General features: G+C 57.3%; 21 protein-coding genes, 2 tRNA genes and 1 pseudogene. 14 read left to right on the top strand and 10 right to left on the bottom strand.

Annotated features, from left to right (window positions below; all coding sequences use genetic code 11):
* Window positions 1–101 precede the first annotated feature (101 nt).
* A complete protein-coding gene (locus tag SLH47_RS19195) occupies window positions 102–1,031 on the top strand; it encodes a stealth family protein (protein ID WP_320241777.1) in 930 nt (309 codons plus the stop codon).
* Between the two features lie 64 nt (window positions 1,032–1,095).
* Window positions 1,096–2,061, top strand: a complete 966-nt coding sequence (locus SLH47_RS19190; protein WP_320241776.1) for a glycosyltransferase family 8 protein — start codon at window positions 1,096–1,098, stop codon at window positions 2,059–2,061.
* Between the two features lie 555 nt (window positions 2,062–2,616).
* Here SLH47_RS19190 and SLH47_RS19185 read toward each other — a convergent pair.
* Window positions 2,617–2,706, bottom strand: a tRNA-Ser gene (locus SLH47_RS19185).
* A gap of 391 nt (window positions 2,707–3,097) precedes the next feature.
* A tRNA-Thr gene (locus SLH47_RS19180) sits at window positions 3,098–3,173 on the bottom strand.
* A gap of 208 nt (window positions 3,174–3,381) precedes the next feature.
* Here SLH47_RS19180 and SLH47_RS19175 point away from each other — a divergent pair.
* Complete coding sequence (locus tag SLH47_RS19175; protein WP_320241774.1) at window positions 3,382–4,263, top strand: hypothetical protein; 882 nt, start codon at window positions 3,382–3,384, stop codon at window positions 4,261–4,263.
* Between the two features lie 2 nt (window positions 4,264–4,265).
* On the opposite strand, the gene SLH47_RS19170 is transcribed toward SLH47_RS19175, so the two are convergent.
* On the bottom strand, window positions 4,266–4,523 hold the full coding sequence (locus tag SLH47_RS19170) for a DUF2312 domain-containing protein (protein WP_320241772.1): 258 nt from the start codon (window positions 4,521–4,523) through the stop codon (window positions 4,266–4,268).
* Window positions 4,524–4,634: 111 nt separating this feature from the next.
* Between SLH47_RS19170 and SLH47_RS19165 the strand changes: the two genes are divergently transcribed.
* A complete protein-coding gene (locus SLH47_RS19165) occupies window positions 4,635–4,850 on the top strand; it encodes a hypothetical protein (protein WP_320241770.1) in 216 nt (71 codons plus the stop codon).
* On the opposite strand, the gene SLH47_RS19160 is transcribed toward SLH47_RS19165, so the two are convergent.
* Entirely contained in the window at window positions 4,847–5,896 is a 1,050-nt protein-coding gene (locus tag SLH47_RS19160) for a phosphotransferase family protein (RefSeq protein ID WP_320241768.1), read from the bottom strand. The genes SLH47_RS19165 and SLH47_RS19160 overlap by 4 nt on opposite strands.
* Window positions 5,897–5,992: 96 nt before the next feature.
* Between SLH47_RS19160 and SLH47_RS19155 the strand changes: the two genes are divergently transcribed.
* Window positions 5,993–7,222 carry an acyl-CoA dehydrogenase family protein gene (locus SLH47_RS19155; RefSeq protein ID WP_320241766.1) on the top strand — a complete coding sequence of 410 codons (1,230 nt, stop codon included), beginning with the start codon at window positions 5,993–5,995 and terminating at the stop codon, window positions 7,220–7,222.
* On the opposite strand, the gene SLH47_RS19150 is transcribed toward SLH47_RS19155, so the two are convergent.
* Window positions 7,195–7,512 (bottom strand): metalloregulator ArsR/SmtB family transcription factor, encoded by a 318-nt coding sequence (locus SLH47_RS19150; protein ID WP_320241764.1) that lies wholly within the window; start codon window positions 7,510–7,512, stop codon window positions 7,195–7,197. The genes SLH47_RS19155 and SLH47_RS19150 overlap by 28 nt on opposite strands.
* Before the next feature lie 87 nt (window positions 7,513–7,599).
* Here SLH47_RS19150 and SLH47_RS19145 point away from each other — a divergent pair, with 87 nt between their 5' ends.
* Genes SLH47_RS19145 through SLH47_RS19130 form a run of 4 tightly spaced genes read left to right on the top strand, consistent with a single transcriptional unit; the run spans window position 7,600 to window position 9,765 of the window.
* Window positions 7,600–8,463 (top strand): MBL fold metallo-hydrolase, encoded by an 864-nt coding sequence (locus SLH47_RS19145; protein WP_320241763.1) that lies wholly within the window; start codon window positions 7,600–7,602, stop codon window positions 8,461–8,463.
* A 9-nt stretch (window positions 8,464–8,472) separates the two neighbouring features.
* Entirely contained in the window at window positions 8,473–8,898 is a 426-nt protein-coding gene (locus SLH47_RS19140; RefSeq protein ID WP_320241761.1) for a YeeE/YedE family protein, read from the top strand.
* A complete protein-coding gene (locus SLH47_RS19135; protein ID WP_320241759.1) occupies window positions 8,898–9,329 on the top strand; it encodes a DUF6691 family protein in 432 nt (143 codons plus the stop codon). The genes SLH47_RS19140 and SLH47_RS19135 overlap by 1 nt, the downstream gene beginning before the upstream one ends.
* A gap of 10 nt (window positions 9,330–9,339) precedes the next feature.
* The gene (locus tag SLH47_RS19130; RefSeq protein ID WP_320241757.1) at window positions 9,340–9,765 is read left to right on the top strand and encodes a TIGR01244 family sulfur transferase; all 426 of its coding nucleotides are present in this window, start codon (window positions 9,340–9,342) and stop codon (window positions 9,763–9,765) included.
* A 160-nt stretch (window positions 9,766–9,925) separates the two neighbouring features.
* Here SLH47_RS19130 and SLH47_RS19125 read toward each other — a convergent pair whose 3' ends face one another.
* The 5 genes from SLH47_RS19125 to SLH47_RS19105 all read right to left on the bottom strand — a co-directional run bounded on the left by SLH47_RS19125 (window position 9,926) and on the right by SLH47_RS19105 (window position 15,810).
* Window positions 9,926–11,050 (bottom strand): FliM/FliN family flagellar motor switch protein, encoded by a 1,125-nt coding sequence (locus SLH47_RS19125; RefSeq protein WP_320241755.1) that lies wholly within the window; start codon window positions 11,048–11,050, stop codon window positions 9,926–9,928.
* A 44-nt stretch (window positions 11,051–11,094) separates the two neighbouring features.
* Window positions 11,095–13,791 carry an ATP-binding protein gene (locus tag SLH47_RS19120; protein WP_320241754.1) on the bottom strand — a complete coding sequence of 899 codons (2,697 nt, stop codon included), beginning with the start codon at window positions 13,789–13,791 and terminating at the stop codon, window positions 11,095–11,097.
* Window positions 13,791–14,063 (bottom strand): hypothetical protein, encoded by a 273-nt coding sequence (locus SLH47_RS19115; RefSeq protein WP_320241753.1) that lies wholly within the window; start codon window positions 14,061–14,063, stop codon window positions 13,791–13,793. Before SLH47_RS19115 ends, SLH47_RS19120 begins: the two co-directional genes overlap by 1 nt.
* On the bottom strand, window positions 14,060–14,428 hold the full coding sequence (locus tag SLH47_RS19110) for a response regulator (RefSeq protein ID WP_320241752.1): 369 nt from the start codon (window positions 14,426–14,428) through the stop codon (window positions 14,060–14,062). Before SLH47_RS19110 ends, SLH47_RS19115 begins: the two co-directional genes overlap by 4 nt.
* Before the next feature lie 77 nt (window positions 14,429–14,505).
* A complete protein-coding gene (locus SLH47_RS19105; protein ID WP_320241750.1) occupies window positions 14,506–15,810 on the bottom strand; it encodes a short-chain fatty acyl-CoA regulator family protein in 1,305 nt (434 codons plus the stop codon).
* A gap of 220 nt (window positions 15,811–16,030) precedes the next feature.
* On the opposite strand from SLH47_RS19105, the gene SLH47_RS19100 reads away from it, so the two are divergent.
* The 5 genes and pseudogenes from SLH47_RS19100 (at window position 16,031) to SLH47_RS26390 (ending at window position 20,504) form a co-directional block, all read left to right on the top strand.
* Entirely contained in the window at window positions 16,031–17,377 is a 1,347-nt protein-coding gene (locus SLH47_RS19100; protein WP_320241748.1) for a substrate-binding protein, read from the top strand.
* A gap of 122 nt (window positions 17,378–17,499) precedes the next feature.
* Complete coding sequence (locus SLH47_RS19095; RefSeq protein WP_320241746.1) at window positions 17,500–18,531, top strand: branched-chain amino acid ABC transporter permease; 1,032 nt, start codon at window positions 17,500–17,502, stop codon at window positions 18,529–18,531.
* Window positions 18,532–18,534: 3 nt separating this feature from the next.
* Window positions 18,535–19,734 (top strand): branched-chain amino acid ABC transporter permease, encoded by a 1,200-nt coding sequence (locus SLH47_RS19090; RefSeq protein ID WP_320241744.1) that lies wholly within the window; start codon window positions 18,535–18,537, stop codon window positions 19,732–19,734.
* An 11-nt stretch (window positions 19,735–19,745) separates the two neighbouring features.
* A pseudogene (locus tag SLH47_RS19085) lies at window positions 19,746–20,264 on the top strand (ABC transporter ATP-binding protein); the annotation flags it as partial.
* Window positions 20,265–20,279: 15 nt separating this feature from the next.
* Complete coding sequence (locus tag SLH47_RS26390; RefSeq protein ID WP_413785274.1) at window positions 20,280–20,504, top strand: hypothetical protein; 225 nt, start codon at window positions 20,280–20,282, stop codon at window positions 20,502–20,504.
* Window positions 20,505–20,536 lie beyond the last annotated feature (32 nt).

Below are 20,536 nucleotides of genomic sequence, written 5' to 3'. Positions count from 1 at the left end.
TTCGCGACGCTGGCTCAAAAATGGCTCTAGCCTGTTCATGAGTATAGTTTTCAACCCAGTGTCACCGTCACTGAACTTGCTACAGAGGAAACTTGGATACAATGGTTGATGCAGTTATCGCTTGGGTAGACGGTGCGGACCCTGTGCACAGAGATAAGCGAGAGAAATATGCAAATCAGGAGAGTACACATCAATCAGACGCTTATGCTGCTACACGGTTCTCAGACAATGGCGAGTTACGCTTCTGTATTACTCTCATTAGAAAACATGCGCCCTGGATTGGCAGAATCTTTCTCATAACTGACGCACAACGACCGAAATGGCTAGATCCAGCGAAGCAGTCCGAACTTGGCGTTACAATCGTTGATCACAAAGTAATATTCCGTGGGCATGAAGACGCACTGCCGATATTCAACAGTATTTCTATAGAAACTGTATTACACAGAGTGCCGAATATAGCTGAAAGGTTCCTATACTTCAATGATGACTTCTTTATTGTCAAACCAGTTTCCGAGTCGGATTACTTTGAGGGATCCACTCCACTAGTACGCGGCTTCTATTTCTCAAAAAATAAGCTAATGCGAGAGTTACATCGTCTTGTTGCCCGTAAGAAGTTCAAAATGCGAGGTATGGTTGGAACGCGCTTCAGGCAGGAGGACGGGATACAATTGTCTCGCAGAGTAAAAATATGTCATACTCCACATCCGATTGTTAGAAGAGACTACGAAAATCTAATGGAAGATCGAGATAGAGTACGACGTAATATTAAATTCAGGTTCCGAGATCAATCTCAGTTTGGTCCAATTCCACTTTACGTGAGTAATGGCTTGAGTAATGGAACAGTTAGGGTTGTTCGCCGTGACGACTTATATTTGGATCCTGTGGATTGTAAGGATATTGATCGCTCAGATGTCATCTTGCAACTAAAAAAAGAGTGCATTCGACACATGTGCGTACAGAGTTGGGATGATTTTGACGATCGATCGCAGATAGCCATCCGAGAAATACTAGAAGAGCTTGTTTCCGCCTGACGTGTAGTTGATTTTGAACAGTTGCAAGTATTAAGTTAAAATAGAACAGGCAATTGCAACCGGAATGAATATGTCACCTAGTGTTGTTGCATCACATCCTGCATTGCATAAGAATGCAATTGTATTCTGTGCAGACGAAAACTACTTCCCTTACGCGCTGTTCGCAGCCGAACAGTTACGCCGTACTGTCACCGATACCGATTTCGACATCGTGATCTGCGCCCCAGGTGGCATGAAGGTTCCGGATCCATTGACCTATTTGGATATCAGATTGGCCGAGATCCGAACGAATGGTCTCTTCAATGGGCTTTATTTGGATGAAAGACGTACAGAAGCGGTCTATCATCGACTTGTTTTGCCTGAAGTGTTTTCTCAGGATTATGAGCGAATTCTGTACCTTGATTCTGACATCTTTGTGCATGGCGGGGAGTTCGCAAGACTCTTCAACGCTGACCTGCAAGGGCATGCAATTGCAGCAGTAAGAGACAATTATCAGTGGTTCAATCTAAAACGCCAGATGCCTGATTTTGCTAAAATGGGATTGAAGCCAGCAAAGTATTTCAACAGCGGCGTAATCTTGATGGATGTGGCAGCCTATGATGACCGAGGTATACTCGAGCGCTGCGTGTCGTTCGGGCGAACCCATAAAGACCGACTAAACCAACACGATCAAGAACTGTTGAACTGCGTGCTTCACGGAGCATGGACCGAACTCAGCCCCGTGTGGAACTGGCAGCAGCCAATCCGGTCGGCCTATTACGAGGTCATGCTCCCCGTTGTAATCACTCACTTTATTGGCCCGACGAAGCCTTGGCACGATCCAGCCGGGCTTGTACCGCCGCGATTTGATATTCCTCTACGTGCCTTTTTGTCACGGCACTTTCCTGACAAGCAGATGCGGCCAGTGATTAGGAGCGCAGATATGTCTACGTCCTACGTCCGGAAACTCACATTCAAAAATGTGATACGTGCGTCAAAGCTGGGGCATTATGTGCGGCGTTTTCCAGATGATCTGCTTGCCAACGACTAATGGCACCTAGAATTCTGAGCCGTTTTCTGATGGCGTAGGATTGCTGTGGCACATGTTTTTTGTATCTTTGAGGCCGTGCTGCACGGTCTGATGCCAGCTAGGGGTGTGTTTGAGATTGCCAAGGCCATGTTCGCCGACGCTTGGTGCAAGCTAAAAAAGCCGCAGATGTGCTACAAAGCAAGCTATCAGAGATTGAGACGAGAATTGGAAGCCTGCTGGGACGTATTCTGGATGCGTCCTACCCGCGCGTGATCTCAGCCTATGACGACAAGATCAGCGAGTTGGAGCAGCAAAGGCTGCTCACTCAGGATCGTGTCGAACAAAGCAGCGGTCACAAGTACCCATTCGAGAAGTCGTTCGAACTCGCTTATAGGTTTTTGGTGAATCCGTATGATCTTTGGAAAAACAATAACTTAGGTGGCCTTATTGCAAAGCATAGTGTGCTGCGCCTCGTCTTTTTGGAAGGTTTGACCTACTCCCGAAAAGAAGGCGTTCGAACCCCGCAAGTATCTGAACTATTTAAGTTTTTTCAGGTTTTTGGCCAAAATGGCAAGATGGCGGAGACGAAGGGATTCGAACCCTCGAGACGGTTTCCCGCCTACTCCCTTAGCAGGGGAGCGCCTTCGACCACTCGGCCACGTCTCCGCATTCGCTTCTATGTACCAACCCCCTTGCCTACAAGGGGAAAATCACATTTCGTAGAGAAATCGGCTGCAGTAGTGATTTTGTCCCTTGTCATTGGGTTGTTCCGCATCTGAAGACTTCAAAGTATTGGTACTCTGCTGACCCAGATACTTGCAGGGATTTTGCATCGGCGTCAGGCGCTTTCATTCCATTCTCTGAAGAGTAGGCAGAGGCAATTGGAGCCCCTCAGACTGCGCCTGCCGATGATGGAGCCGATGTTCTTTGCAGGTTGGCGCACAAAGCGATTGTTGCTTTCATGTATCAAAGGTCAAAACCAGACCAGGAACACAAACACTTGCAAGAAATCCGAACAGTAAACTTCTGAAGCCGTCGGCGCCTTAGTCTTCTTTGATGGTGCCCCCACACGGACTCGAACCGCGGACCTACTGATTACAAATCAGTTGCTCTACCAGCTGAGCTATAGGGGCACTGTGCATTGCTGCAATGCTGACTCGTCAGCTTGGCGGCGTATAGCAGGCGAAGAGTCGTTAGTGCAATGCCGATTGTTGTTCGTCTGAGAAAAAACGCGGCGTCCGCAGTACGTTCAATCTTGATGGCTTGCGCAAATCTGGTTTCGCTAACTTAGAAACCGATTATGTTGGCGCGAAGCTCACGAAGACAGGCCAAGCCCGCATCATGCAGATCGCATTTCATATTGGCGCTAACTGCACCGACGAGGACCGCCTGTTGAAGTCGATCCTTAGAAATGCCGATACGCTTTTGCAGCAGGGCATCTCGGTTCCCGGGCCAAGCCGTTATCGGCGCTTGCTGCGGGAAACAATCCAGAACCTCGGTACTGACCGCCCTGCCCCCGATACGCGCGACATTCTGATCGATGCCATTGTGGAAGACGACAGCGTCAGCCGCATCGTGCTGCGCAATGACAATTTCATCTGCATCCCGAAGCGCATTTTCGACCACGGAATGTTCTATCCGCAGGCTGAACATAAGGTGCGCGGGCTGCACCGCCTGTTTCCTGATGACGAGATCGCGCTGTTTCTCAGCATTCGGAACCCGGTCACCTTCCTGCAGGAAACCTTTCAGCGGGCTCAGGCCGCGGATCTCGAAACCTATCTGGGCTTCCTGCAACCCAGCGACTTGAACTGGTCGGACGTCATCGCCCGCATCAAGGCGGGCGCGCCAGACACACCGCTGACAGTCTGGTGCCACGAGGACAGCCCACTTCTGTGGGAGGATTTGATCCGCGCGCAGTCAGGTGTCGCCACCGAGACTCAGGTGCTTGGTGGGTTGGATCAGATTGGGGATCTGCTGAGCTCCCACGGACAGATGAAGTTGCGCGAAGCGCTCGGCGAAACCGCAATAACGGATCCAGCAGTACGGCACGACATCATCGCCACGATCTGGGAGCAGCATGAGCTCGATGAGTCCGCAGATTACGAAATTGACCTGCCCGGGTTCACCCCAGCGGTCATCACGGCGCTGACCGAGCAATACGAGCGCGATCTTGAAAAGATCGATGCGATGGAGGGCGTCGCGCTATTGCTGCCGTTTCGGTAGCGCTACATGCCCAAAGCCGCCTTGTACATGTCCAAGACCGCCTCTTCCTCGGCCAGATCATTGGCGTCGCGCTTGCGTAGAGCCACGACTTTGCGTAGCACCTTGGTGTCGTATCCACGCCCTTTCGCCTCGGCCATCACCTCTTTCTGAGCGTCGGTGATGTCTTTCTTTTCCGCCTCCAGCCGCTCAAACCGTTCAACAAATTGACGCAACTCCTGTGCTGCAACATTTGTTGGGGCGTCGGTGACGGAATCGGTCATGAAAGCTCTCCTGTTTGGGCGTGCCTTTCCCTATCGCCGGACCCTGGGGGCTGCAAGTCTTGCAGTTGCCGCTGCCGCAGGGTACGTCCCCGCGCGAAGTGGAGATATGTGATGGAAAGCGTTGTCTGGATTGGGGCGGGCCTGTCATTTCTGGGCCTGATCGGGATTGTCTACAGTATTGTCGCCGTCTCTCGGGCGAAGCGCGCCAACCTGTCTGATGAAGACTTACGCGCCCGCATTTCCGCCATTCTGCCGATCAATCTGGCCGCCCTTCTGGTCTCGGTCATTGGTCTGATGGCCGTCGTGATTGGCATCATGCTCGGCTAAGCGTCCGGACCTTCCTGAATAACGATCATGGCCATCGCGGCCAATGCGGGTACGGCCGCGCCGTATTTGCGGGCCATTTGCGGGTTTGATGCGTTCCCGGCAGCCGCGCGTGCGGCGACACCAGCCAGAATGGCCGCCAGCCGGAAGAAAGCAAAGACGAGATAGAACGGCCAGTGGTCGATCCCCGCAAGGCCGCGCCTGCGCGCATAATCGGCGATGTAATCCGCCTCACTTGGCAACCCAAACGCAGCGCGGTCGATGCCCGCAAGGCCCCGCATGTCGCCCTGATTGGGCAGGCGCCATTGCATGCATTGATAGGCGAGATCAGCCATCGGATGGCCCAAAGTGGATAACTCCCAGTCCAGAATTCCCGCAATTTCAGGCGCATCCGGTGCGAAGATCATGTTGTCCAAGCGCCAATCGCCGTGAACCAGAGACACGGCCCCGTCATCCGGGGGCATCTGGGCACCGAGCCAGTCCATGATCTCAACCATTGCATCCGAACGGGTATCGACCGAGGCAAGATACTGCTTGCTCCACCGGTCCAGTTGGCGGGCGAAATAATTACCCGGTTTGCCGAAATCGGACAATCCCACCGCATTGACATCAACATCATGCAAAGCGGCCAGTGCCGCGTTCATCGCATCGTAAATCGCCGTCCGCTCCTCCGCCTGCAGATCGGGCAAGGCGGGATCCCAGAAGATGCGGCCCGGCAGATAGCGCATCACAAAGAACGCGCGGCGGCTGGGTGAAGTTTGCGGCGCGGCCAGATGCAGGACTTCGGGCACGGGGACATTCGTGCCCGCCAGCGCCTGCATCACGCGAAACTCACGATCCACCGCATGGGCCGATGGCAGAAGCTTGCCGGGCGGTTTGCTGCGCAACACATAGGTCCCGCTTGTAGCGTCCAGCTGATATGTCGGGTTGGACTGGCCGGTGCCGAATTTGGTGACGCTTTGTAGCGTCTCAAACTCGGGGATGACGTCGGTCAGATACGCCTCAAGCGCGGCGCGGCTGACCCCTATTCCTGTCGCGGCTTCCTTCATGGCGCCATTAGTGGGCAACCAAGGACCGGGCGCAAGCCATTGATTGACATCCGCCAAACCCGATGCGCCAATGCGCCAAAATCAGGGAGGCACATGATGGATCTGGGACAAACCGTGCGGCTGAAACCGGTTCTCGACGCCGTGAAAACAATGATCGCGGATGAGATCGCGCCCCTTGATGATGAATTCCTGGCCGAGGTCTCGGTGGGCGACCGCTGGACCTTTACCGACCGGCAGATCGAGATACTGGAAGGTCTGAAAGGCAAAGCCAAGGCGCGGGGCCTCTGGAATTTCTGGGACACGTTTCGTGACGGACCACAGTTCAACACGGTCGAATATGCCTATCTGGCTGAAGAGATGGGCAAAAGCCATCTCGCTGCCGAGGTGTTCAATTGCAATGCGCCGGATACCGGAAATATGGAGGTCTTTGCCCGCTACGGCACAGAAGCCATGCAAAAGGACTGGTTGGCGCCTCTGATGGAAGGCACGATCCGCTCGGCCTATCTGATGACGGAACCGGACGTGGCGAGTTCTGATGCCACCAACATCGCGATGCGCTGCGAACGCGACGGTGACGGCTACGTGCTCAACGGGCAAAAGTGGTGGGCCACGGGTGCGGGCGACCCGCGCTGTGCGGTGCATATCGTGATGGCACGCACTGCCTATGACGGCCCGAAACATGGCCAGCATTCCATGATCGTCGTCCCTGCCGACACGCCCGGCATCCAGAAACTCCGCGCGATGGAGGTTTATGGCCATGACGACGCCCCGCACGGGCACATCCATTTCCGCTATGACAACGTGCGCGTTCCGGCTGAAAACTTGCTGCTGGGCGAGGGCCGCGGCTTTGAAATTGCGCAAGGTAGGCTGGGGCCGGGCCGCATCCATCATTGCATGCGCGCGATTGGCCAAGCAGAGAAAGCGCTTGAACTGCTCTGTCAGCGTGCTGTCAGCCGCGAGGCGTTCGGCAAGCCATTGGCGCAGTTGGGCGAAAACTTCGATTTGATCGCGGCTGCGCGGATGGAGATCGAACAGGCGCGCCTTTTGTGCCTGAAAGCGGCCTGGATGATGGATCAGGGCGACAAACGCGCTGCAGCGCCCTGGATCAGTCAGATCAAGGTTGTCGCCCCGCAAGTCGCGCTGAAGGTGACGGATATGGCGATCCAAATGCATGGGGCCGCGGGCGTCTCACAAGACACGCCGCTTGCGCGGCAATGGACGCATCTGCGCACCTTGCGGCTGGCCGATGGGCCAGATGCGGTGCATCGCAGGCAGGTCGCTAGGGCCGAATTGGCGCTCTACATGTCGGGGCAGAACAGCTCGTAAATCCGTTCCAGCAGCGGGCGCACCCGCGGGTCGGCCAGCGAATAGCGCATGCTGCGCCCTTGCCTGTCGCATTGCACCAACCCTTCATTGCGCAGGCGCAACAATTGACCGGACACGTAAGATTGGCTGGCACCCAGATGCGCCTCTAGCTCACCCACCGTTTTGTCGCCGGGAACGAGCGCGCATAAGAGCCGCAATCGACCGGGGTTCGAAAGTGCCTTGAGCAGTGCTGCCGCCTCGTTCGCGGCGGCATCCATCGGGTCGGGCACATTGGTTGCTTGTTCAGCCATGGCCTCACCATAGCAGGCAACCAAATACATTCCAATATTGAAATGTATTTCCGACTTCCCTATCTTTGATTGCAGAGGAGATTCGCCATGACACCTGATGTAAAAGCGTTCTTTGACCAAGCGACTAACACCGTCTCTTACGTGGTGCGCGAACCGCAAGGCCGCGCCTGCGCAATCATCGACAGCGTGCTTGACTACGATCCGGCCGCAGGACGCACGGATACCTCATCCGCTGACGCCATCATGGCCTGGGTGAAGGCTGAAGGTTTGCAAGTGGCTTGGATTCTCGAAAGTCACGTCCATGCAGACCATCTGTCGGCAGCGCCATATCTGCAAGAGCATCTGGGCGGCAAAATCGGCATCGGGAAGAACATCACGATCGTCCAGAACACCTTCGGCAAGATCTTCAACGAAGGCACCGAGTTTCAACGTGATGGATCGCAGTTCGATGCGCTTTTCGAAGACGGCGACAGCTTTCACATCGGGCAGATGCGCGCGGATGTGCTGCACACACCCGGTCACACGCCGGCCTGTTTGACCTACGTGATCGGCGATGCGGCCTTTGTTGGCGACACACTTTTCATGCCCGATTTTGGGACCGCCCGATGCGACTTTCCCGGCGGATCGGCCGAAGATCTCTACGCCTCGATCCAGAAAATCCTGTCCCTGCCGGATGAGACGCGGATTTTCGTGGGCCACGACTACAAGGCGCCCGGACGGGATGAATTCGCGTGGGAAACGACCGTGGGCGAGCAAAAGGCCCTGAATATCCATGTTGGCGCAGGGCGTCCGATGGAGGATTTTGTGACAATGCGCGAAAAGCGCGACGAAGGCCTCGGCATGCCCCGCCTGATCCTGCCTTCGCTCCAGACAAACATGCGCGCCGGCCACTTTCCCGCGCCAGAGGATAACGGCCAGCGCTATTTCAAGGTGCCGATCAACGGCCTGTAAGGAACATCTATGCAAAACGATTGGATCATGGGCCTTCTTGGCGGAGGGCTGATTGGGCTGGCCGGTGCGCTCCTGCTCTTGGTCAACGGGCGGATCATGGGCGCGTCGGGCATCATCGGCGGATTGGTTGATGGGTCGGGCCGGCATGACTGGACCGAGCGCGTTGCGTTTCTGGCAGGTTTGGCACTTCTTCCCGGTTTGGCTGCGTTGATGACGGGGGGTGCGGCGACGCATCTGACGGAAAACTGGATCACCATTGTTATCGCGGGGCTTCTTGTTGGTGTAGGCACACGGCTGGCAAATGGATGTACGTCGGGCCATGGAGTTTGCGGCATCTCACGTCTTTCGCCGCGCGGGATTGTCGCAAGCATCGTCTATATTCTGGCTGGCGCCGTCACGGTGCTGATCTTCAAACACCTGTTGGGGGCGATCTGATGCGGGCTTTGGTGTCATTCCTTGTCGGGTCGCTCTTCGGTGTGGGTTTGCTGGTATCCGGAATGACCAACACCACAAAGGTGCAAGGCTGGCTCGACCTTTTTGGCGACTGGGATCCGACGTTGGCCTTTGTTATGGGCGGTGCCATCGTGCCCATGGCAATCGCGTGGCAGGTGACGCGGGGGCGCAGACCGGTTCTGGCAGCAACGTTTCCCGTGAGACCCGACCCAAATCTGGACCGCCCCCTGATCATCGGTTCAACCCTGTTTGGCATGGGGTGGGGGCTGTCGGGGCTGTGCCCCGGCCCTGCCATCGCCTCGCTTGGCTTCGGCGGGTTTGGAGGCGCGCTTTTTGTGCTCGCGATGATCAGTGGCATGTTGATCGCACCAAAACTCCGGCCACGTCTGGACCAGCGCTCAGTCACTGTCTAAAAGTCCGATTATGGACATCAGACAGCTTAGCCCGACCCACGCCGTCTCACCGCAGATCGCGGTTGAGGACATCCCCGCGATTGCAGAGGCCGGTTTCACGACCATTATCTGCAACCGCCCCGATGCCGAAGTGCCGCCAAGCAACCAGGCCGCCGCGATTGAGACTGCTGCAAAGGCCGCCGGGTTGAATTTCGTGGTCAACCCGGTCACGCATCAAAGCCTGAATATGGACATGGTTGCAGCGCAGAAGGCGGCGATGGATGCGGCGGGCGGGCCGACGCTTGCCTATTGCGCGTCAGGCACTCGATGCTCGATTGTTTGGTCGCTGACGCAGGCCGGTTCGATACCCACCGACGAGATCATCAAAGCAACGGCGGCCGCCGGATATGATTTGGGCGGAATGCGCGAACAACTTGACGCGCTGGCTCAAGGTTAAGTGCAGGAGGCAATTCGCCTCGCAACTCAACGATGGGCCGCCGTCAAAGGCTAAGGGACTCGGACTACCACGCGGCATGAGCAACGCGTCCTTGCTTTAACCGTATCGCGCGGGTTCACCATAGCTGAGCATTCTTTCAGGCGCCGGATAGCAGGTCAGATCACCCCGCGATATCAATCATTGGCGCCTCTGCGGGTGCAAAATCCAGTTCATCTCCTTCGTCCAAGGCGGTCATCGCCATCTCTGGCATTTCGGTATCTTCCAACGGGCCGCCGAGTTCACCGTCAAGGTCCATTGCTGCATCCATAGGTGCGGCAAGCAAGGCATCTTCGCCAGCGATGTCGGCGGCAAAGTCGGGCGACTGATCAGCATGTATACCAACCGAAGCTGCAGACAATTCATGCATGTCCGACACCGGTGCAGTGGCGATGCGCACCGCACGTTTTCCATTGGATTGCCCAAGCCGCGCATGGCGGACGGATACACCGTCAAGCGACCGCAATTTGACGGAAGCCACCGTGCAGCCCGGTAAAGGAATAAGGTCGCCAATGACAAGGTTTTCGGCCTGACCGATTGGCATCTGAAACCGGCACAACTCAGCGTCAAATGCAGCTGGCGCATCCGAGACTGCCGCCCGAAACAGTTTGGGCCAATCCTCTACAGGTTCTGCCGTGGCTTGACGCGCGGCGTCGTCTGTGACGACGGGCAGTGCCAGTGCAATCATGCCCTCTCGCTCGCCCGTGCCCAGGCTGACCCGCATCCGCACGATCCGATAGCTCTGATCCCGCAACAAAAGCCCTACCGCGCGCGCCGAGGGCAGCAGATCGCCGGAAACGGTCCCATCAAGCCAACCCGAGAATTCCGTGCCGACCACGGCATGCGGCAAGGCCTTCAAGAGACTGACGAGAAGCGGATCACACATCCGCTTGTCAGTTTTCGTCGCATTGCGAAACTCAGCCGGTTTTTCGCCGACGATTTGCGCCGTTTGCATTTCCACAACTGCCGCGCGCAACTGCATGTCCACGCCCAAAAGCCCGGCAAGATCGCCGCCGCGAAGCACGCCAACAAGCATCAGCTCGTCCGACAGGCCCGTCAGCAGATCATCAAGTGGCAGCGTCTCTTCCTCGATTGCCTGAACCGTGATGGTAAGGCCAACACTGTCCTGCGCCACTTTGGTAAGCGCAATGCGCACGGCCCGCGACGATGTCAGCGGGCTATCCGCAACATCCGTTTGCGGCTGCCCCGCCATGCGGCGCAGGATATGCGTATGTTGTTGATCAGCCATTGATCTGTCACCCGAGCTACGGCCTGACTCTAGCGGCAGATTGGTTACGTTTCCGCTAATGCGCGACCGACTGCCGCCTTGGGCAAGGTCACGCGGAACGCCGCGCCGCCCTTCTGGCGGAGATAGGTCACGTCACCCCCCAAACGTTGCATGATCTCGCGGCAAATCGCGAGGCCAAGCCCCGCGCCACCCGCCTTGGCCTGATCGGAGACGCGCGAAAATTTCTCAAAGATCAGTTGCTCGTTCTCCGGCGCGATGCCGCTCCCGTTGTCCACAAAATCGATGTGGCAGGCCCCGCCCTGTTGGTTGACGGAAATGCGCAATTCGGGCTCTGGTGCGTCGCAGTATTTTCGGGCGTTTGAGATGAGGTTGATGAAGACCTGCACGAGCCGATCCAAATCGGCAAAAAGCGGCACAGCTTCGCTTTCGCGGTCGCGGATGACCTTCAGGCCCGCGTCATGCAAACCGGCCGCACCAACAGCACGATCCAACAGATCGCTCAGCGTTCCTTGCTGTTCATTCAGCACCACCTGACCGTTTTCCAGCACGGACAGGTCAAGCAAGTCGTCCAGCAGCCGCGTGAGGCGCAGCGCCTCGGCGTGGATGATTCCGGCATAGCGCCCCTGCTCATCACTCGACATATCGCCATCGCGGAGGATTTCCGAGAATGACCGGATCGAGGTCATGGGCGTACGCAATTCATGGCTGATCTGGCTCAGAAACGCGTCTTTCTGGATCGAAAGCGCGGTCAGTTTTGCATTGGCCTCGCGCAAGGCGCGCGCGGTCCGTTCCTGCTCGGCTGATTTGGCCTTGAGCCTGTTGGAATATTCGAGGATTTGCGCCGCCTCATCAGCCACGGCGATTAGGTCTTCAACGGACACGACGCTGCCGCCAGTCAATTGGCCTATCATCGCATGAGCAGTAGCTGCACCCACCGACCCGGCGAGTTCACGTTCCAGTTTCTCGATGAATTGTGGTGTGGCCTCCGGCAAGGCTCCGGGCGAGCCCTGCTGCGCTGCCTCGCGTTCAAAGATGGCCTGCGCCTCTCCGCTGCCCAAGATGCGCTGCGACATCACCAAGAGGTCTTCCGCGCCTGCCGCCGCACGCGTCCATGACGGTGCGGCGACCGAGCGTTCGAAGACATTGACAAACTGGGCGCCCTGCAGCCGCTCCAGCGGTGCGGGAAAGCTGCAAAGCGAGCCGAGGATGAACATGCCGGTATTCAGGATCATCGACCACAGGATGCCATGCACCAGCGGATCCATTCCCTCAATCCCGAAGAGCGCGTGTGGACGCAACCATGCGATGCCGTATGGACCGGCCTCCATCACGGTTTGGCTGATCACCGCTCCTGCACCAAAGCTGGGCAGGAAAAGCGTCCAGGTCCAGATGACAAGGCCGGTGACAAGGCCGCAAGCCGCCCCGATCCTTGTCGCGCCGCGCCAGAACATGCCGCCGATCAGCGCTGGCAGGACCTGAACCGTGCCCGTGAACGAGATCAGGCCGATGGCGGCCAGCGCCGTCCCCCCACCTGACATCCGGTAGTAGATGAAACCCAGCGCCAGCACCCCTGCAATGGACAGACGGCGCGCAAGCAGGATCACGTGGCGCACATCGCCTGACATCATGGCCCCTTGCCCCCCATTCAACCGCAACCAGATCGGGACGACGATATGGTTTGACACCATCGTCGCCAAAGCGATTGCAGCCACGATCACCATGGACGTTGCGGACGAAAATCCTCCCAAAAAGGACAGGACCGCCAGCCCATCCTGCCCTTGGGCAAGGGGCACCGTTAGAACGAAAAGATCGGGGTTACTGCCGGGTGGCAGCAGGTCAAGGCCCACGACCGCAATCGGTACGACAAAAAGGCTCATCAGGAAGAGGTAAAGCGGAAAGGCCCAGCTTGCGACGCGCAGGTGCCGTTCGTCGGCGTTCTCGACAACCAGTACCTGAAACATGCGCGGCAGGCAGAGAAACGCAGCCGCTGACAGAAAAATCAGGCTGATCCAGCGCCCATGATCCTGATCCCACAAGGTGATGTCAGAGCTCTCGATCCGGCTCAGCATCTCGGACGGGCCACCGGAGACACCCCAGACGACGAAGACGCCAACGGCAAGAAGGGCGAAAAGCTTGACGACGGCCTCGACGGCAATGGCCATGACGATCCCGTGGTGCCGCTCATTCACATCAAGGTTCCGCGTGCCAAAGAGAATAGTGAAGATAGCGAGGCCGACGGCCACCCACATGGCCGTTGCGTTGAAATCGGACCTGTCCCAGGCCTCTGCGCCGGATTGGGCGAAGACCGCAAACGACAATGTCACGGATTGAAGTTGCAAGGCAATATAAGGCGTTGCCGCGATGACGGAGATAACGGTGACCACGACGCCCAGCAAAGTCGATTTGCCAAAACGCGATGAGATCATGTCGGCAATTGATGTCAAACGTTGGGAGCGCCCAATCCGGACCATCCGCCGCAAGATCCACCACCAGCCGACCATTACAAGTGTCGGGCCAAGATAGATCGTTACGAATTCGAGGCCCGACCGCGCCGCATAGCCAACCGCGCCATAGAATGTCCAGGCGGTGCAATAGATGCTGAGCGACAGCGTGTAGATCAACGGTGATTGCAGCCAATCGGAATGGCCTGCCGCCGCGCGGCGCTCGGCCAGAAACGCCACGGCAAAGAGGATGGCCACATAACTGAGTGCGGCGAATATCAGGGCGTTGAAGGACAGCATTATTCGGGGTCTTCGACCGGTGGCGCCGCATTCTCGTCCCGGAGGCGCGGAACAATCAGCGCGGTCAGGGCTATCAGCGCAACCCAAACTCCAAAGACATAAAGCAGCGCGCCTGCATTCGACTTTGGCCCCGCCCCTTCCGCCCCCCACAAAAGCGGGATACCCCACAAGACCAGCCCAAGTACTGGCAATAGCCTGACCGCATCAGTCAGACGGCGCTGCCTGTAGCTGGCGCGTTCCAGAAAGACCGGGGGCTTTGTCGGGGTATTCATGCCCCGATCAGGCTGCGGACGTGATCACGGACATCCGCGTTTGAGAAAGGTTTGGTCAGAAAATGATTGGCGCCGAGACGGCGGGCGAGATCGCGATCTTTCTCCTGCCCGCGGGCGGTCAGCATCATCACGGGGATGTCTTTGGAGGCGCTGTGGCTGCGCAAATCGCGCAGGATATCAAAACCGCTGCGCCCTGGCAGCATCACATCCAGAATAATCATATCCGGCGGCATGCTCGCGATTTTTTCCATGGCGGTTTCGCCATCTTCATGGGTGTGCACGGTCCAGCCATCGCGCGACAAAATGAAACTGATCGCCTCGATGATGTTTGGCTCATCCTCGATCAGAAGGACACGCTTGCCCATCTCATCGTCTCCCTTCTCCCTTACCGCTTAACAAACGGCCTCCCTGAAAAGAACTATCAGGGCATTCTGGCGATCTGTCAAAGCGCTGGTTGTAGTGTGACCCCTTCAATCACGGGCTCGCGACGGCTTGAACAAGTTGTTCGCGGACAGATGCGGCAGGAAATGCCCACCTCAATTGGCGGGACATTACCCGGTGGTGGGTCCGGCAGCACCAGCATCGTGCTGCGCAAGACCGGTGGCGCATCAAATCGGGGCGCTGCAACCGGAACGGCAACGGCGTAGCACAGGAACCGCGCTGCGGGCACGTTGGGCAACGCGGCTTCAATGCGCAGCGGTTGGGTTGGGCGCGCCAACGCACCATAGACGGGCCATAGAGGGCACGCGCCGCCAGTACGGGGCAACCCGAAACCCGGCACTGGCTTGGACAACAACATGGCTCCTGAGCTGTCACATATCATAAGGCCGGTCGGCGGATGCCCATCATCTGGCGGCAGATGCGCCATACGACGTAACACGGCGTCAAACGGGACCTGGAACCGTGCAGCCAACTGCACAGGGTCGTAATCGCTTGTCTGGCAGGCTATGACGAATGCGGCGAGCGGCATCGCGGCGGCGTCTGCAATATATTGGTGTGCAAACCCCGTAAGCAGCTGCGCTGGCGACCCCGTAAGGCCAGATGAAGCAACAAATGCATCAATGTCGGCGGCCGTGTTTTCCAATGTGGCCAAATGAAAACCCGTCTGCGCCAGATACTTTTCCACCTTTTCGTGGGCCGTCAATCCGACGTCGTCATCAGCATCCGGTGCCTCAAGATAGGCGATCAGCGCCTCGCTGCTTGTGGCGAGCCTGACACTGTCATTGTGGATGTTCTGGTGAAAGCGCCGTTGCCAATCGTCGTCCAGATCCTCTTGGCCCACGAGGATGGAGGATGACGACCTGATCGCGGTCACGGCGGAGATCACTTCATGCAGTGCATTTGAGAGTTTAGGGTCATGCGCCATCCGGTCATTCAAGGCCTGCACCCGGTCTTCGAGCGCCGCTAGACGGCGGGCCTGCGCCGCGATCAGATGGCTCCAGCCCGGGTAACGTGCAGCCAGTTCATCCGCACGCGAGACCTCGGCCATATTGCCCGCAAGCGCCGCAGCCGCACGCATCTGATCCAAAAGATCGCTATCGGCCCCATCGGTCAAAAGCGCCGTCTCAACGCCCAGAACGCGGGCGAGGTCCGATAAGAGTTTTCCGCCGATTCTGCGGCGGTTATGCTCGATCAGGTTCAGATAGGAAGGTGAAATCCCAACGGCTTGTGCAACCGCAGCCTGTCTCAGACCTTGATCAAGTCGCTTTTCGCGGATACGCGACCCTGTCAGACGGCGATGAGGCAATTTGAATTCCCCTTGCAGTTTCAATCGCTTTCTGCGGGCGCAGGATAACTGATTTACACATTCACACGCCCACCTGTGCATTTTTTTACAAATAAGTCCAGCACTCTCAATGGCTTGTTGCTGATTTGCTTACGTGTCTCTGACACTGACCCTGCACTGGAGGGTGCAGGCCAGGCGGACGGAGGAGGTCCAAACGGCACAAACACTAGGGAGGATCATAATGTCCAATTCGAAATTCTCGCGCCGCGGCGTGTTGAAAACTGGCATGGTGGCCAGTGCTGGCCTGGCTTTGCCGCAATATCTGCGCGCGGATGCCCATGCCGGTTTCACAAATGCCCCGGGCGAGAGCGAAGTCATTCTTGGCTTTAACGTACCGCAGACGGGTCCTTATGCCGATGAAGGTGCGGACGAACTGCGCGCCTATGAGTTGGCCGTTGAGCACCTCAATGGCGGCGGCGATGGCGGCATGATGTCGACATTCTCGTCCAAGGCTTTGGACGGCACCGGTATTCTGGGCCGCGAGGTCAAATACGTGACCGGCGATACCCAGACCAAATCGGATGCCGCACGCGCCTCTGCCCGGTCGATGATCGAAAAAGACGGCGCTGTGATGATCACGGGTGGGTCATCTTCCGGCGTGGCCGTGGCCGTTCAGGCGCTGTGCCAGGAGGCTGGCATCATCTTCATGGCGGGCCTCACCCATTCCAACGACACAACCGGTAAGGACAAGCGGGCCAACGGCTTCCGCCACTTCTTCAACTCCTACATGTCCGGTGCTGCTTTGGCGCCAGTGCTTGAGGCCAATTACGGCAATGACCGCAAGGCCTATCACCTGACGGCGGACTACAACTGGGGCTACACGACCCAGGAGGCCGTGCAATCCTCGACCGAGGCCATGGGGTGGGAAACGGTCAACACTGTGCTGACGCCGCTGACACAGACCGACTTCTCATCCTACATTGCGCCTGTTCTGAACTCCGGCGCGGACGTTCTGGTCTTGAACCACTATGGCGGGAACATGGTGAACTCGCTGACTAACGCGGTGCAGTTCGGCCTGCGGGATGCCGAAGCCAACGGCAAGAACTTCGAAATCGTCGTGCCGCTTTACTCGCGTCTGATGGCAAAGGGTGCAGGTGCTAACGTGAAGGGCATCTTTGGGTCGACCAACTGGCACTGGTCGCTGCAGGATGCCGGTAGCCAGGCCTTCGTCCGGTCCTTCGGTACAAAGTATGGCTTCCCGCCCAGCCAGGCCGCGCATACCTGCTATGTGCAGACGCTGCTTTATGCGGATGCGGTGACGCGTGCCGGTTCGTTCAACCCATGCGCGGTTGTCGAAGCGCTCGAAGATTTCGAGTTTGACGGTCTGGGCAACGGTCCAACGCTTTACCGTGGCGACGACCACCAGTGTTTCAAGGATGTGCTGGTCGTGAAGGGCAAGGAAAACCCAGACAACGAATTCGACCTTCTCGAAATCGTTGAAGTCACGCCGGTCGAGCAGGTCACCTATGCACCTGATCATCCGCAATTCGCTGGTGGTGCACTGGGCTCCTGCAACCCGGGCGCCTAAGCCAAATCTGGGCCATCGGACATCCCGGTGGCCCGTACTACAATCCGATCATCTGTCGCAGTGGATTTGCGGCATGTGCAATGGGCTGTCTGCCCAGTCTCTAACCGATCAGAGGTCACAACATGGACCAGTTTATTCTGCAAATCCTGAACGGGCTTGATAAGGGCTCGGCCTATGCGCTGATCGCGTTGGGTCTGACACTCATCTTTGGCACGTTGGGTGTTGTGAACTTTGCGCATGGGGCGTTGTTCATGCTGGGCGCCTTTGTAGCCGTGACGCTCAGCAATGTGCTGACCCTCAGCCACAAGGTGGTGGATGAGACGCGGACAGACTTCCTGGGCAATCCCTTACAGGTGGATGTGCCTTATGTTTACGACTGGTTTGGTGAAGCCGCAGGTAATGTCATCATCGACTGGGCCGTGCCGCTCGCCATTCTCGTAGCGATCCCGATCATGGTCGGCATCGGTTTCATCATGGAACGCGGGCTGATCAAGCATTTCTACAAGCGCCCCCATGCCGACCAGATCCTTGTCACCTTTGGCCTTGCCATCGTGATCCAGGAGATCGTGAAGTATTTCTACGGCGCTAACCCGATCCCCACACCGGCACCAGAGGCTTTTGTTGGCAGTTTCGATTTCGGCGTCGCCTTCGGCTTTGATCCCAATGCGATCATTTATCCCTACTGGCGTCTGGTCTACTTCTTCTTTGCCATAACAATCATCGCCGCCGTCTTTGCCTTTCTGCAATTCACGACCTTCGGGATGGTGGTCCGGGCCGGGATGGCCGACCGCGAGACGGTGGGCATCCTAGGCATCGATATCGACAAGCGCTTTACGGTGATGTTCGGTATCGCCGCGGCGGTCGCGGGCCTTGCCGGGGTCATGTACGCACCGATCAGTTCGCCCAATTACCACATGGGGATGGATTTCCTTGTTCTAAGCTTTGTGGTGGTGGTTGTGGGCGGCATGGGATCCCTGCCCGGCGCTGTCGCTGCAGGCTTCCTGCTGGGCATTCTGGAAAGCTTTGCCTCGGTCCCTGCCGTGATCGACCTGCTGCCCGGCATCAACCAGATCATCATCTACCTCGTTGCCATCATCATTCTGTTGACGCGTCCGCGTGGCCTGATGGGCCGCAAAGGCGTGATGGAGGAATAAGCCATGCTCGGACTTGAGAAAAAAGACTTCCGCCTCCTGATAATCGTCATCGGACTGACGCTGTTTGCGCCCTTCATCCTGAATCCCTTCCCTGAAGGCTCGGAGATGGCGCAGTTCAACGCCGGTTACCCGGACCTGATGCAGCGTTTTGTGATCTTCGGGATCTTCGCAATCGGGTTCAACATCCTCTTCGGACTGACGGGTTATCTGTCCTTTGGACATGCCGCGTTCCTCGGTGTCGGATCATACGCCGCCGTCTGGATGTTCAAACTGCTCAGCATGAATGTGCTGCCCGCCATCATCCTGAGCGTCATCATCGCGGGGCTCTTCTCGCTCATCATCGGGTTCATCTCGCTGCGGCGGTCGGGCATCTACTTTTCGATCCTGACGCTTGCCTTTGCGCAGATGTCCTTCGCCCTCGCCTATTCGGTGCTGACACCAATCACGGGCGGCGAGACGGGGCTGCAACTCGCACTGGATGACCCACGCATCCTCGGCGTGTCCCAAACCGAAAGCGGAAACATCCCAGTGCCAGCACTCTTCGGGCTGGAAATGCGCTCAAGCTATGAGTTGGAAGTCGGCGCATGGCTCTTCACCTTTAACGCAGGCTATTATCTTGCTGCCTTCTTCATGATCCTGTCCTTCTATCTGGCGATCCGCATCTTCCGCTCTCCTTTCGGGATGATGCTGCGGGCCATCAAATCGAACCAGACGAGGATGAGCTACACAGGCCTCAACGCCAAACCGTACACGCTGGCCGCCTTCGTGATTTCCGGCATGTATGCGGGGCTCGCCGGCGGCCTCATGGCCTCCATGGACCCGCTGGCCGGTGCCGAACGGATGCAATGGACCGCCTCGGGCGAAGTTGTTCTGATGACCATTCTCGGCGGCGCAGGCACACTCATTGGGCCGGTTCTGGGCGCGGGTATGATCAAGTATTTTGAGAACATCTTCTCAAAGATCAACGAAACGATCCTGCATGGCTGGTTCGCCTTCCTGCCGGACGGGTTGGAGAACTTCGTGGTTGCGATGATCTATCCCTTCATCGGCAAAGGCTGGCACCTGACGCTGGGCATTGTCTTCATGCTTGTGGTGATCTTCCTGCCTGGCGGCCTTGTCCAAGGTGGGCAGAAAATCATCAGCCTCTTCCGGCGCAAGAAACCGGCGCCCGCCAAACCAAACGCCACCGAACCGGCTGAGTAAGGAGAAACGATATGGGTATCCTTGAAGTCAAAGGCATCAACAAACGGTTCGGCGGGCTGCAAGCGCTGGGGGATGTGAACCTCAGCGTGGCCGAGAACACTACGCATGCGATCATCGGGCCAAACGGGGCCGGAAAATCAACACTGCTGAATGTGCTTGTCGGCAAGCTGATCCCTGACAGCGGGTCGGTCATGTTCGACGGCCAATCGGTACTGGGGCGCAAACCGCATGAGATCAATCAGATGGGTATCAGCCGGGTATTCCAGACACCCGAGATCTTCGGCGATCTGAGCGTGCTGGAAAACGTGATGATCCCCTGTTTTGCCAAGCGCGACGGCGCGTTCCGCATGCACGCCATTGAGAGCATCTTTGCCGAACGCGGGATCCAGGAACAAGCCAAGACGATCCTGGACGACGTGAATATGCTTGAGAAACAGGACATGATGGCCTCAAGCCTCTCGCGTGGCGATAAAAGGCGGCTGGAGATGGCGATGTGCCTTGTGCAAGATCCGCGGCTTTTGCTGTTGGATGAACCCACCGCGGGGATGGCGCGGGCCGACACGCAGAACACGATCAGCCTGCTGAAGGAAATCCGCGAAAAGCGCGGGATTACGATGGCGATCATCGAACATGATATGAACGTTGTCTTCTCGCTTGCAGAACGGATCACCGTGCTCGCCCAGGGTACACCGCTTGTCGAAGATACGCCCGATAACATCAAAGGCCACCCGAAGGTCCGCGAAGCCTATCTGGGTGAAGCCCAAGTCTGACGCGCCAATTTTTGGCACAAAAATTGTCCCCA

This window comes from Cognatiyoonia sp. IB215182 (assembly GCF_033963905.1).
GTDB lineage: Bacteria > Pseudomonadota > Alphaproteobacteria > Rhodobacterales > Rhodobacteraceae > Yoonia.
This window is presented reverse-complemented; position numbering and strand designations above follow the sequence as displayed.